Source organism: Devosia neptuniae (assembly GCF_025452235.1).
Taxonomy (GTDB): Bacteria; Pseudomonadota; Alphaproteobacteria; order Rhizobiales; family Devosiaceae; genus Devosia.
On record NZ_CP104965.1, the window covers coordinates 3,697,427 to 3,710,178 of the forward strand.

General features: G+C 62.6%; 11 protein-coding genes. 6 read left to right on the forward strand and 5 right to left on the reverse strand.

Annotated features, from left to right (window positions below):
• Positions 1–27 precede the first annotated feature (27 nt).
• The gene (locus N8A98_RS20920; protein ID WP_262168232.1) at positions 28–1,221 is read right to left on the reverse strand and encodes a deoxyguanosinetriphosphate triphosphohydrolase; all 1,194 of its coding nucleotides are present in this window, start codon (positions 1,219–1,221) and stop codon (positions 28–30) included.
• 86 nt (positions 1,222–1,307) lie between these two features.
• Between N8A98_RS20920 and N8A98_RS20925 the strand changes: the two genes are divergently transcribed.
• The 6 genes from N8A98_RS20925 (at position 1,308) to N8A98_RS20950 (ending at position 6,458) form a co-directional block, all read left to right on the forward strand.
• Positions 1,308–1,658 carry a HesB/IscA family protein gene (locus N8A98_RS20925; protein ID WP_262168233.1) on the forward strand — a complete coding sequence of 117 codons (351 nt, stop codon included), beginning with the start codon at positions 1,308–1,310 and terminating at the stop codon, positions 1,656–1,658.
• A 53-nt stretch (positions 1,659–1,711) separates the two neighbouring features.
• Positions 1,712–2,830: a serine hydrolase domain-containing protein gene (locus N8A98_RS20930; RefSeq protein WP_262168235.1), complete on the forward strand. Its 1,119-nt coding sequence runs from the start codon at positions 1,712–1,714 to the stop codon at positions 2,828–2,830.
• A gap of 49 nt (positions 2,831–2,879) precedes the next feature.
• On the forward strand, positions 2,880–3,989 hold the full coding sequence (locus N8A98_RS20935; RefSeq protein ID WP_262168236.1) for a serine hydrolase domain-containing protein: 1,110 nt from the start codon (positions 2,880–2,882) through the stop codon (positions 3,987–3,989).
• A gap of 26 nt (positions 3,990–4,015) precedes the next feature.
• Complete coding sequence (xth, locus tag N8A98_RS20940) at positions 4,016–4,795, forward strand: exodeoxyribonuclease III (RefSeq protein ID WP_262168238.1); 780 nt, start codon at positions 4,016–4,018, stop codon at positions 4,793–4,795.
• An 11-nt stretch (positions 4,796–4,806) separates the two neighbouring features.
• Complete coding sequence (locus N8A98_RS20945; RefSeq protein WP_262168239.1) at positions 4,807–5,016, forward strand: hypothetical protein; 210 nt, start codon at positions 4,807–4,809, stop codon at positions 5,014–5,016.
• A 362-nt stretch (positions 5,017–5,378) separates the two neighbouring features.
• The gene (locus N8A98_RS20950) at positions 5,379–6,458 is read left to right on the forward strand and encodes a glycosyltransferase family protein (protein WP_262168240.1); all 1,080 of its coding nucleotides are present in this window, start codon (positions 5,379–5,381) and stop codon (positions 6,456–6,458) included.
• A gap of 153 nt (positions 6,459–6,611) precedes the next feature.
• Here N8A98_RS20950 and N8A98_RS20955 read toward each other — a convergent pair whose 3' ends face one another.
• The 4 genes from N8A98_RS20955 to N8A98_RS20970 form a co-directional block, all read right to left on the reverse strand.
• Positions 6,612–7,424 carry a tetratricopeptide repeat protein gene (locus tag N8A98_RS20955; protein WP_262168241.1) on the reverse strand — a complete coding sequence of 271 codons (813 nt, stop codon included), beginning with the start codon at positions 7,422–7,424 and terminating at the stop codon, positions 6,612–6,614.
• Positions 7,425–7,952: 528 nt separating this feature from the next.
• Positions 7,953–8,960: a CorA family divalent cation transporter gene (locus N8A98_RS20960; protein ID WP_113120613.1), complete on the reverse strand. Its 1,008-nt coding sequence runs from the start codon at positions 8,958–8,960 to the stop codon at positions 7,953–7,955.
• Positions 8,961–8,968: 8 nt separating this feature from the next.
• The gene (locus N8A98_RS20965) at positions 8,969–11,728 is read right to left on the reverse strand and encodes a valine--tRNA ligase (RefSeq protein ID WP_262168243.1); all 2,760 of its coding nucleotides are present in this window, start codon (positions 11,726–11,728) and stop codon (positions 8,969–8,971) included.
• Positions 11,729–11,930: 202 nt separating this feature from the next.
• Positions 11,931–12,695 (reverse strand): PopZ family protein, encoded by a 765-nt coding sequence (locus tag N8A98_RS20970; protein ID WP_262168245.1) that lies wholly within the window; start codon positions 12,693–12,695, stop codon positions 11,931–11,933.
• Between the last annotated feature and the right edge of the window lie 57 nt (positions 12,696–12,752).

Sequence of the window (12,752 nt, forward strand, 5' to 3'; positions counted from 1 at the left end):
AAACCTGAAAGTAGCGGAGCGCCGGGGTTAGCGGAATTCCACCCGAGCGTCAAACAGCCGGGCATATTCGTCGAGAGCATAGGGATCGGTCATGCCGGCGATGAAATCGGCGACAATGCGGGCGAGAGCGGTGTCGGTGGTGGCATTGGCGGCGGCAATGCCCCAGCGGCCGGGGAGATCGCGGGATTGCATGTAGCGGGCGAAAAGGTCAGTGACGACGGCCTCGCTCTGGCGCACGGGGATCATCACCGATTCATGGCGATAGACGCGCTCGAAGAGGAATTGCTTGAGGCCGCGTTCGGCTTCGGTGGTGGCGGGAGAGAAGGTGAGTAGGGTCTTGCCGGCATTGCGGACGTCTTCGACGGTGGTGACGCCAGCGGCGGCGATATTGGCGGCGGTGGTGGCGATGACGTCTTCGATGGAGCGGGTGATGAGGCGGCGCTGGACTTCGTGGGCCTGCCGGTTTGGTGCGATATCGGGATAGCGGGCGAGGACTTCGCGGACCACGGGGCCGGCCAGGGGTACATCAGCGAGGTCATCGAGGACGATGAGGCCGGCGCGCAGGGCGTCGTCGATATCGTGGGCATTGTAGGCGATGTCGTCGGCAATTGCGGCGGCCTGGGCTTCGAGCGAGGCGTGGGTGGAGAGGCGCAGGTCGGCACTGGCGGGGATGTCGTCGAGGCCGGCGGGGAGGCCTTCATGGGCGTATTTGCCATAGGGGGCGCCGTCGGGGTGGATCAGCGGGCCATTGTGCTTGAGGATGCCTTCGAGGGTTTCCCAGGTGAGGTTGAGGCCGTCATGCTCGGCATAGCGGTTTTCCAGGCGGGTGACGGTTCGGATGGCCTGCATATTATGATCGAAGCCGCCAAAGGGGCCCATGACCGCATGCAGCGCGCGTTCGCCGGCGTGGCCGAACGGCGTGTGGCCCAGATCGTGGCTGAGCGCGACGGCTTCGGCGAGGTCTTCATCGAGAAGCAGGGCGCGGGCCAGGGAGCGGGCCATCTGGCTGACTTCGAGCGTGTGGGTCAGCCGGTTGCGGAAGTGGCGGCCTTCGTGATGGAGGAACACCTGCGTCTTGTGCTGCAGGCGGCGGAAGGCGGTGGAATGGATGATGCGGTCGCGATCGCGCTGGAATTCGGAGCGGGTGGGACTGGGGCCGGTGCCGTAGAGGCGGCCCAAGGTGAGTTCGGGCTTGGATGCGTAGGGCGCGGTTTCGCTCATCGGTGATCACAAGCCCCTTTTCATTCTCGGCAAGAGTTACTATTTTAGCCTGACCGTTATGACATTACGAACGGCATGGATTGCAAATGACCGAAGCTATGGTTGCCCCCACCCAAGTCGTGCTGACCGATCGCGCCGCCAAGCGCGTGTCGCGCATTCTTGCCAAAGAGCCCGAAGGCACGGTGTTGCGCATTTCGGTGGCGGGCGGTGGTTGCTCCGGATTTCAGTATGAATACAACCTCGTACAGGAAAAGGCGGCCAGCGACGATATCGTTCTGCAAAAGGGCGACGCGGTGGTGCTGATCGATTCGATGAGTCTGGAATTCATGGGCGGATCGGAAATCGACTTCGTGGACAGCCTGATCGGCCAGGCTTTCGAGATTCGCAACCCGAACGCTGTGGCCTCCTGCGGCTGCGGCACGAGTTTCGCCGTTTAGCTTCCCCTTCCGATAATGCCCGGCTAACGTCCTCCAAAATTGGAGGAATCGGCATGGATATCGAACAGCGTCTGGATCAAACGGTTGCACGGGCAATCGCGGAAAAGCGCATTGTCGGTTCGGTGCTGATTGTCCGCAAGGACGGCAAGGTAGTCTACGAAAAAGCACAAGGATTTGCCGACCGGGAAGCCGGGCGGGCGATGGCGCTCGACGCGATTTTTCGGCTGTCGTCGCTGACCAAGCCGGTGATTGCGGCGACGGTGCTGGCGCTGGTGGATGCGGGCAAGCTGAAGCTGGATGATCTGGTGACGGCGCATTTGCCCGAGTTCAAGCCGGCTTTGGCTGATGGCAGCCTGCCTGAGATCACCATCCATAATCTGTTGACGCATACGTCTGGGCTGAACTCAGCGCAGATATTGAGTGCGGATGAGCAGGCCGCTGGGGTCAATCGCTGGCATTTGGGGGGCGAGGAGATTATGGCGCGGATTGGCGCCCTGCCCTTGCTATTTGCGCCCGGCACGGCGTGGTCCTATGGGCCATCCATTGATGTGCTGGGCTTCATTGCTGGTAAGCTCGTGGGTGGCACGCTGGAGGATGCGACGCGGCGCTATGTGACCGATCCGCTGGGCATGGGTGATACGCGGTACGGCGTGACGGACAAGGCGCGGCTGGCAGCGGCCTATGCGGATAGCCCGGGTGGCGCGGTGTTGATGAGCGATCCGCATAGAGTGCCGAACATGTTTGGCGGGGTGACGACGTTTGATCCCGGCCGGATATTTGATGCCAAGGCATTTCAATCGGGCGGTGGCGGCATGGCGGGCACGGGGCCGGATTTCATGGCGCTGCTGGAAGCGCTGCGAACGGGTGGCGGCCCGATCCTGAAGCCGGAAACGCTGCGGGAGGGATTTGCCGACCAGACGCCGCAACTGGCTTTTTCGCAGACGCCGGGCTGGAAATTCAGCTATTTCGGCGCCTGGCTGGATGATCCGAAACTGGCGCAATCGCCGGCGGCGCGGGGGACCAATCGCTGGGGCGGCATTTACGGGCACAATTGGTTTGTCGATCCGGAGAATGGGCTATCGGTGGTGTCGATGTCCAATACCGGGCTTGAAGGCTGCGACGGGCCGTTCAAGGATGAGGTGCGCGACGCTGTGTATGCCGGGCTGAAATGATTGCCCGCCCGGCTCCAGCCCATTCGTTTTGCCCCTTTTGAGAACAGCCATGTCTTATTCAGTCGACCGCGTTATCGACGATGCCATTGCGCAGAAATCCATTGTCGGGGCCGAGATATTGGTCGCCAAGGCGGGCAAGGTGATCTATCGGCGCGCGGCCGGGTATTTTGATCGCGAAGCTGGTATCGCCATGCCGGAAAACGCGATCTACCGGCTGGCTTCGGTGACCAAGCCGATTGTGGCGACCACGGCCTTGGCGATGATGGATAAGGGGCTGCTCAAGCTGAGCGACCGGGTGGATCGCTATTTGCCCTATTTTCGGCCACGGCTGGATGATGGCTCGATTGCCGAGATCACGCTACACCATTTGCTGACGCATACTGCGGGACTGGCCTACGGTTATCCTGACGATCCGGCGATCACGACGGGACTGGGCAATACGGACCTTGATCACGAGGCCAATCTGACGCGTGTGGCCCAACAAAAGCTGCTGTTCAAGCCGGGCACGGCGTGGAGCTATTCGTTTGCCATCGACGTGCTTGGGGCCGTGTTGGCCAAGGTGCATGGCGGCATGCTGGAGGACGCGGTGCGCGCCTATGTCACTGGGCCTTTGGGCATGAGCGAAACGGGGTTCTTCGTGGCCGACCGCGCCCGCCTCGCCCGGGCCTATGCCGATGACACGCACGAGCCGGTGCCGATGGAAGACACCCATGTGGTGATCGGAGAAAATGGCGATGGGGTGCTGTTTTCGCCGATCCGCATTTTCAACGAGAAGGCATTCCAATCGGGCGGTGCGGGCATGGCGGGAACGCCCAGCGATTTGCTGAAGCTGTTTGAGGCGTTGCGGCTGGGCGGCCAGGGGATTTTGCGGCCGGAGACCGTGGCGCTGGCAACACGCAACCAGATCGGGGACCTGCCGCGCGACGCCAAGGGGCAGCGGTTTGGTTATCTCAGCGCGATCGTGGATGATCCGGTGGCGGCGGAGACACCATCGGCCATCGGCACCTATAATTGGGGCGGGGTTTACGGCCATTCTTGGCTGGTGGACCCGACCAATGAACTGGTGATTCTGTCGATCAGCAATACGGCGCTGGAAGGCTGCACGGGCAAATTCCCGACCAATGTGCGCAATGCGGTCTATGCCGATTTCGTGCAATAACAGCACGCACACAGAAGGAGAGCGCCATGCGCATTGCGACCTGGAACATCAATGGCATCAAGGCGCGGCTGGAAATCCTGCTGACCTGGCTGGCGCAGGAAAAGCCGGACATTGTGTGCCTGCAGGAAATCAAGACGGTCGATAAGGGCTTTCCGCGGGCCGAGATCGAGGCGCTGGGCTATAATGTGGAAACGCATGGCCAGAAGAGCTGGAATGGCGTGGCCATCCTGTCGCTGATCAAGTTCGACGAGGTGACGCGCGGGCTGCCGGGCGACGATTCGGATGAACAGGCGCGGCTGATCGAGGGCGTGTTCTCGGTGGAGACCGAGGCGATCCGGGTGTGCAATATCTACCTGCCCAACGGCAACCCGGTCGATTCCGAGAAATTCCCCTATAAGCTCGCCTGGATGGACCGGCTGACCAGCTTTGTCGAAGATCGGCTGGCGCTGGAAGAGCCCTTCGTGCTGCTGGGCGACTTCAACCTCATTCCTGCGCCGATCGATGCGCATGATCCGCAGGCGTGGTGGGGCGATGCGTTGTATCGCCCGGAAAGCCTGGCGCGATTCCGTACGCTGACCAATCTGGGCCTGACCGACGCATTGCGGGCGACCACGGCCGAGCCGGCCTATACGTTCTGGGATTTCCAGGCGGGCGCATGGCGGCGCAATGCAGGCATTCGCATCGATCACCTGATGCTGTCCGCACAGGCGGCCGACCGGCTGGACGGGGTGACGATACACAAGGACGTGCGCGGCTGGGACAAGCCGAGCGATCACGTGCCGGTGGAAGGGCAGTTCAGCTTTTAGAGGAGGCGGCTATGGCGACGGCAACGATTGTCGGGCTCAATCACGATCTGCGCGGAAAAAAGTCCTACGTGCAGTTGGTGTGGGACGATGAGGCGGATAAGCGCCTGTCCCTGCCGGTGCCGTATGGCTGTAGTTTTGCCGATTTGCCGGCGGAGACGGAGAAGGCTGTGAAGGCGCTGTCGGCGGAGACTGCGGCGTTGGTGATCAAGTCGGCGGAGTGAGGGGCCTTCGGCAGCGTTGGAGGTTCGCGCAGTCGAGGATCGTCCGCCGCTTGTGCCGTGTTGGGAGCGGCCCTCGGGTCGAGCCCGAGGGAGATGCGGTGGGGAGGAGAGGCTTCGGCTGGATTCCGGCCTGCGCCGGAGTGACATTGTGGGCGGGGGCATTGTGCCGCGACCTCGTGGTTCGACGGGCTCACCATAAGGTCTACTTTAAGGCCGGTTTTTCTGTAGACCTCGCCCTGAGCTTGGCGCAGCATTGAGCGCGGTCCAGACCAAGAGTGTCGAAGGACATGGCAAGCAGCCGGCACGTTCCAGCGGAAATCATATATATAGCGGGCTAGACTAAGACACAATTCAGGGCTTTCTTGAGGGGCGTTACTCTTCGCGCCATTCAAGGGTTATCCGTGGTTATTTACGCTTATCCGGCTCGGTCCAATACAAAGATAAATCCCTTCAACGCCATATTGTCTGATGCGCTGGAGGATCTTGGCTATACCGTGACTGATCCCAGCCACGCCCAAGGCGTGTTTGGCAGAGCCGACGTAGTCCTCATAAACTGGCCGGAAGCGGCCACCCAGCAAAAGTGGGGGATCGCTATCAGGCGGTCCTTTTTTCAATTGCTGACCCTGATCATACAAAGACTGCGTGGCGCAAAGATCGTCTGGATTGCGCATAATTCAACGAGCCATGACAGCGTTCGGCCAAGGATTGAACGCGCCTATATGCGGCTTGTGGTGCGGCTTCTGGCTGGCGTGGTGTTTTTGACCAAGGGGTCCAGGGCGCCGAGCATCGAGCAGCATCCGGGCCTGGAGAAATTGCCCTATGTCATCATGCGGCACCCGCTTTATGGCGACCACTATCCCCCCTCCCCGAGCAAGGAGGTGGCGCGATTGGCGCTGGGGCTGCCGGCCGGGCGGAAGATCGTCGGCATGGTTGGCGATCTCAAATCATATAAGGGGATCGACGATTTCCTGGTCGCCTTCGGCGCTGCCGAGGGTGGTGAACTGGATGGCTTATTGGCGGGGAAAGCGCAGGAAGCGGGGCTTGTCGCCAGTATCAAGGCGTGTGCAGCGCGTGTGGCGGAACGGGGTCGGATGCTGGTTCACATCGACAGGCGCGCGAGCGACCAGGAATTGGTCACGGCCCTGGCGGCGCTGGATCTGCTGGTGCTGCCATATAAGGGCGGCGAGAATTCGGGCGTCGCAATCCTGGCGGCTGAACGCGGCACGCCGATCCTGGCAAGGCCTATCCCGGGGATATTAGAACTAGGTGATGTCCTGGGAGCGGCGGTCCAATCCTATGCGGGAGAGCTTGGCGGAGCGGAGCTGGTAGCGGCGGTTTCTCAAGCGACGGCGCCGACAGAGGTGGTCCTTGAGAAATTTAGGCAAGATCATTCGGCCGCGGCGGCTGCCAAGGCTCTACAGGGCCTGTTCGAGGTCATCTAATTCATACCCAACCAAGAGCGGCCATGTTCCGCTGTCGCTAAACAGAGGTTCCCGCTTTCGCGGGAATGACACTGTGGGTTGGTGGAGTGATATCGTGGAGCGGCGCCGTAGAGGTGGCAGCGGCATCGATGATGCCAGCCGCCTTGCTCGACTTTAGAAGCCCGCGAATTGGGGGGCGATGCTGGTGGCGAGTTTGGTGGCTTCGCCTTGCTGCTCGGGCGTAGCGATGGAATTGGCCTGGTTGATCAGGTCGTTGATCCAGGCGGCATCGGCGGTGCCGGTGCAGCGCTGCTGGGCTAGGTTGAGCCACATCAGGCCCTCGATGGGCTGGGCTTCGATGCCTTCGACGCCGTTGAACAGCAGGCGGCCAAGCTGGGCCTGGGCGGGGCAATGGCCCTTGCGGGCAGCCAGTGAGAACCAGCGTGCGCTTTGCAGCGGATTGACGCCCAGCTCATCGGCATTGAGGTAAAGCAGGCCGACGCGATATTGGGCATCGGCATCGCCGAAATAGGTGGCGGCGTGCAGCAGCAGAGCGTGCGAGCGCTCGGCATCGGCGGGTATGCCAGCGTCGGGCAAGCCTTCCTTGTAGTAATCACCGACTTTGACGAAGGACTGGGCCACAATGTCGGATTCGACGCCGCGCGGCGCCGCGTCGGCATGTTCGTTGGCAATCTGGGCGAAATAGCCAAACGCCTTGGCAGGGTCCTTGGCGACGCCTTCGCCATTTTCATACATGGTGCCGAGCTGCCACATGGCCATGGGCTGGCCGGCTTCGGCGGCGTTTTCGAGGGCGGCGAGCAGGGCAGCGCCGGACACGCCACCGCCTGCCCCATCGAGCATATTGGCCATATCCAGCGCGGCATCGGCCGCGGTCTGCGCGTGCGCGGGCGTGATCGACATCGCCAAGGCGAGCGTCAGTGCCGTCGCAACGGAGATCAGGGAGGTATCCCTAATAGTCCGCATCATACTCCTTTTGCCTGCAGTCAAGCAGGCGGGCGTCGCTTGTGCGGCCCGGAAATCCGGGCTCATGATGGGCGCGCCAGACCGGCCGGCGGCGTCCCTTGTTGGTTTCAGCCAGTTTCTGCCGCGCGAGGCGGCGTGGAAAGCAGGCGTTAATGTTTTGGTAAACCCAGTTTGTGACCGGATTCCAGCCGTGCCGATCACAACTCGGCGCTTGGCTTGCCGAAACTCGGCAGGAATTGTCGCTGCTGGGTCAATCACGTCCAAAGTCTCACCCTCCCCGGCTCAAACTGCTTGTGTTTCCTGACTCTTTTACTGTCAGGACCACAAATAGACGGCTGCCGGTTCCGGCATGGGGGAGGAATGTAGAAGCGTGCGCTGACGCGCCATCGCCACAGACCATCCGCCCCCAGATGCCTATGCCGTCTCGTTTAGGGTGAGATTGTGGCGGGAAACATCGCGAAAGTGTTGACGAGGCCACCGCGCCAAGTGAATCGCCGACGCTGTTGCTGAATCGTCACATTTTGTCGCAGGCTAGAGCCAGTGACGGCCGCGCATCCACCAGATGATGCCGAGGGCAAGGGCCACAAGCCCGAGGCAGACGAGCCAGAAGGCGCTGTCGTGATCGGCAAAGGGAATGCCGGAGACGTTCATGCCCAAGGCCCCGGTGATCAAGGTCAGCGGCATGAAGACCACGGTGACGGCGGCGAGGACCAGCATGATGCGGTTCATCTGCTCGGCGCGATCATCGATCATCTGTTCGTGCACGAGGACGGCGCGTTCGGACAGGGCCTGTAGCTCATCGCCCATGCGGGCGGAGCGGGCCGAGGCTTCGCGCAGGCGCAGGCGATCCTTGGCGGTGAAGAAGGACAGGTCTTCGATTTCGAGCGTGTTGAGCACGTCGCGTTGCGGCCAGACCAGGCGGCGGAAATTGATCAGCGTGCGGCGCAGATGTTCGAGATTGTCCTGGGCCTTGGTGTGATTCTTGAGGATCAGGGCTTCCTCGATCTCGTCGAGGCCATCGCCCAGCATTTCGATCAGCGGCTCGAGCCTGTCCGCGGCCCGCAGGCCCAGGCGGGCAACCAGATCGGCGGGCGAGACCGGCGCGTGGTGGGACTGCTCCCAACGGGGCAGCCCGAGGAAATCGAGAATGTTGAGCTCGGTCGCGATGATGACGCGGCCCTTCTCGATCCAGAGGGTGAGCAATTGGCGACCGACATCGTCGGGGGCGGCGCCGGGACGGGCGACGCGGAGCATGACCAGGGCCTTGTCCTCCATCACCGTGCAGCGGGCGCGGGTGCTGGGAGCGGTCAGCAGGTCGGCGTTGAAGGCGCCCAACTCCTCGCGCAGCCAGACCTTGAATTCGGGCGATTTGGAATTGCCCACGATGAGCTTGAAGCCGCGTAGCGGCACGGCGGGTGCCGTCGCCGAGGGCTCGTGGCGAGTAACGCCGCCCTTGCCATCGAACACCAGGAGCGCGCCAACGCCCACCATGCCGTTGAACACGGAGCGGGCGGGCGGCTGGCGCGGGATATCATCCATGGCGGTTTTTAGCTCAGGCGCTTGAGGGCTTCGGCGATACGATCGCGCCGATCGATGGCAGCTTCACGACGGGCCTTCTGCTCCTCGATCACTTCCTCGGGCGCCTTGGCGACGAATTGCTCATTGCCCAGCTTCTTGTCGATCTGGGCGACTTCGCCGTCGAGCTTGCCGATCTCCTTTTCGAGACGGGCCTTTTCGGTGGGGATGTCGATGAACTCGGCCAGCGGCAGGGCCCAGGTGGCTTCGCCTACGACGAATTGCGCGGAGCCGCCGGGCACATTGGCCTGGGGCGAGATTTCCTCGAGACGGGCCAGGCGGGTGATCAGCGAGGTGCCGGCGACGAGGCGGGCCAAAGTGGTTTCCCCTGTCCCAACCACCACCATGGGCAGCTTGGCGCCGGCGGGCACGTTCATTTCGCTGCGGATGGAGCGGACATTGGTGATCACGTCGATCAGCCAGGTCAGCTCGGCATCGGCGGCGGGGTCTTCGAGGCCGGACAGGTCAGGCCATTCGGTCAGAATCAGCATGCTCTCGCGGGCCGGGCCGAACTTGCCGGTTTCCGCCCACAGCTCCTCGGTGACGAAGGGCATGAAGGGGTGCAGGATGGTCAGGATCTGGTCGAGCGCCCAGGCGGCGGTGGCGCGGGTTTCGGCCTTGGCGGCTTCGTCGGTGCCGTTGAAGACGGGCTTGGCGAATTCGACGAACCAGTCGCAGAAGGTGCCCCAGACGAAGTCATAGGCGGCGTTGGCGGCTTCATTGAACTTGTAGTCGACAATCCCCTGGGTGACGGCGGCAGCGCCGCGTGCGGTGGCGCCGACGATCCAGCGATTGAGCGGGAGCTTGTTGGCGCGTGGGTCGTAGCCCTCGACGCGACGGCACTCGTTCATCTCGAGGAAGCGGGCGGCATTCCAGATCTTGGTGACGAAGTTGCGGTAGCCCTCGACGCGATTGATGGCCAGACGAATATCGCGGCCCTGCGCGGCCATGGCGGCGAGGGTGAAGCGGGTGGCGTCGGCGCCATATTGGTCGATGAGCTCGAGCGGGTCGATGACATTGCCCTTGGTCTTGCTCATTTTCTGGCCCTTTTCATCGCGGACCAGGGCGTGCATGTAGACCGTGTGGAAGGGTTCTTCCTCGAGGAATTCGAGGCCCATCATCATCATACGGGCAACCCAGAAGAAGATGATGTCGAAGCCGGTGACCAGAACGCTGGTCGGGTAATAGCGCTTGAGCTCGGGCGTTTCGTCGGGCCAGCCCAGGGTCGAGAAGGGCCAGAGGGCCGAGGAGAACCAGGTATCGAGCACGTCATCGTCGCGCTTGATCGGGGTCGGCTTGCCATAATGAGCATCGGCCAAGGCCTGCGCCTCGGCTTCGTCATAGGCGACGAATGCCTCGTTATCCGGGCCGTACCAGGCTGGAATCTGGTGGCCCCACCAGAGCTGGCGCGAAATGCACCAGGGCTTGATGTTTTCGAGCCAGGCGAAATAGGTATTTTCGTATTGCTGGGGCACGAATTTCATGCGGCCTTCGCGCACCGAAGCGAGCGCCGGCTCGGCCAGCACATCGGCCTTGACCCACCATTGATCGGTCAGGAAGGGCTCGATGACGACGAGTTTGGACTTCTCGTCATGGGGCACCATGATCTTCTTGTCTTCGATGTGGTCGAGGCCGCGCGTGGGGTCTTCCTCCGCCAAGGCGGCCAGATCGGCGACGATGGCCTTGCGCGCGGCGAAGCGATCCATGCCACGATAGGCGGCGGGGATGGCTTCGGCGGAAACGATCTCACCGCGCGTGGTGAAGACGTTGATCTGTTCCAGATTGTTGCGAACGCCGACCTCGAAGTCGTTGAAATCATGGGCCGGGGTGATCTTGACGGCGCCGGTGCCCAGAGCGGGATCGGCATATTCGTCGGCAACGATCGGGATGCGGCGACCGACCAGCGGCAGGGTGACGAACTTGCCGACCAGCGAGGCATAGCGCGGGTCTTCGGGATGCACGGCAACGCCGCTATCGCCCAGCATGGTTTCGGGGCGCGTGGTGGCGACGATGATATAGTCGCGGGTTTCCCATTCGGTGGGCTTGCCCTCTTCATCGTGGGCAATCGGGAACTGGTAGGTGGCGCCATCGGCCAGGGGATAGCGCAGGTGCCACATATGGCCCTTGATCTCGATGTTCTCGACTTCGAGATCGGAAATGGCGGTTTCGAGCCCCGGATGCCAGTTGACCAGGCGCTTGGCACGATAGATCAGGCCGCGCTTGTGCAACTCGACAAAGACCTTGGTGACGGCGCGGACCATCTGGTCGTCGGCGGCGCCGTTTTCGCCCATGGTGAAGCGTTCGCGGGAGAAATCAGCCGAGGCGCCGAGGCGCTTGAGCTGGTTCATGATGGCGCCGCCGCTTTCGCCCTTCCATTCCCAGATGCGTTCGACGAATTTCTCACGGCCCATTTCGCGGCGACCGGGCTGCTGGCGTTCCATCAGCTGGCGCTCGACGATCATCTGGGTGGCAATGCCGGCGTGATCCATGCCGGGCTGCCACAGCACGTCCTTCTTCAACATGCGGTTGAAGCGGACCAGGATGTCCTGAATGGTGTTGTTGAGCGCGTGGCCGATATGGAGCGAGCCCGTCACATTGGGCGGCGGGATGACGATGGTATAGGTTTCGGCGCCGGGCTTGGCCCCTGCCCCGGCCGCAAAAGCATTGGCCTTGAGCCAGTCGGCAGAAATGCGCGCCTCGACGGCGCCGGGCTCATAGGTCTTTTCAAGCATCAGGTCACTCGCAACAGCAACGACCCGCCAACGGATACCGGGCGGGCCGAATAAAAGGTTTGGCAGACTTCAAGCAAAAGCGCGGTGCGGGGTCAACTGAAAGCGCAACCGAAGAAGCGGAGGATACCCCCTCCTAGCCTCCCCCTGATAGGGGGAGGGACCGTTTTGTGGTCCTGGCAGTATCGCTGCCCGCAAAGTTCTCTTAGTCGCCGCGGGAGATGCGGGCGATTTCTTTTTCTACCATGCGTTCGACGACGGAGGGCAGGTTTTCGTCCAGCCATTCCTTGAGCATGGGGCGCAGCATGTCGCGCATCAGGGATTCGATGGTAGCGCCGGGATTACCAATGCCCAGGCCAGTGAGCCGGGTGATGGAATTGCGGACAGCGGCCTTGGTGGCAGGCTCCAGCAATTCCTCGGCCATTTCGGCAGTGAGGGTCGGATCGGGCAGCGGTGCCGCCTGTGCTAGCGGCGGACGCGGGCGGAACGGCTCTGGTTCGGGTGCAGCACGGACCGGCTCGGGCGCAGCGCGTACGGGTTCCGGCTCGGGCGTGAAAGGAACACGGGCGGAGGGCGGCGGATTGAAGGAGGGCAGCTCGGGCACGGGTTCCTCGGCGGCAAAGGTCACATCGTCCGGCTCGACCAGCGGCGCTGCAGCAGCGGCCACGGGCGGGGCAACATGGTTTTCCGTATCGGCCAGGATGTCGTCGAAGCTCAGGCCTTCGCCCTCTTCGTCGTCCACGATCTGGGTGGTCGAGAGCGCCAGCGGCTCGATGTCGTCGAGCATGTCGCTGAGATCGCGATCGAGCGGGCCGGGAGCGGCGACGGCCGGGGCCGCCTGCATCGGCGGGGGAGCGGCCTGGATGGCAGGCCGGCGCGGCACTCCAGCGGCATCGTCATCGGCGATGATCTGCCGGATGGACGACAGGATTTCGTCCATGGAAGGTTCTTTTGCTGCCGGCTTGTTCATAAGGGCCTCTTACTCATGCGCGCTGGAACCGGAACAGGACCATCCGCCATCGCGGCC

Bases quoted from the DNA above. Each gene is read 5' to 3' on its own strand.
- N8A98_RS20920 (WP_262168232.1), bottom strand. From the start codon at position 1,221: ATGAGCGAAACCGCGCCCTACGCATCCAAGCCCGAACTCACCTTGGGC.
- N8A98_RS20925 (WP_262168233.1), top strand. From the start codon at position 1,308: ATGACCGAAGCTATGGTTGCCCCCACCCAAGTCGTGCTGACCGATCGC.
- N8A98_RS20930 (WP_262168235.1), top strand. From the start codon at position 1,712: ATGGATATCGAACAGCGTCTGGATCAAACGGTTGCACGGGCAATCGCG.
- N8A98_RS20935 (WP_262168236.1), top strand. From the start codon at position 2,880: ATGTCTTATTCAGTCGACCGCGTTATCGACGATGCCATTGCGCAGAAA.
- xth (WP_262168238.1), top strand. From the start codon at position 4,016: ATGCGCATTGCGACCTGGAACATCAATGGCATCAAGGCGCGGCTGGAA.
- N8A98_RS20945 (WP_262168239.1), top strand. From the start codon at position 4,807: ATGGCGACGGCAACGATTGTCGGGCTCAATCACGATCTGCGCGGAAAA.
- N8A98_RS20955 (WP_262168241.1), bottom strand. From the start codon at position 7,424: ATGATGCGGACTATTAGGGATACCTCCCTGATCTCCGTTGCGACGGCA.
- N8A98_RS20960 (WP_113120613.1), bottom strand. From the start codon at position 8,960: ATGGATGATATCCCGCGCCAGCCGCCCGCCCGCTCCGTGTTCAACGGC.
- N8A98_RS20965 (WP_262168243.1), bottom strand. From the start codon at position 11,728: ATGCTTGAAAAGACCTATGAGCCCGGCGCCGTCGAGGCGCGCATTTCT.
- N8A98_RS20970 (WP_262168245.1), bottom strand. From the start codon at position 12,695: ATGAACAAGCCGGCAGCAAAAGAACCTTCCATGGACGAAATCCTGTCG.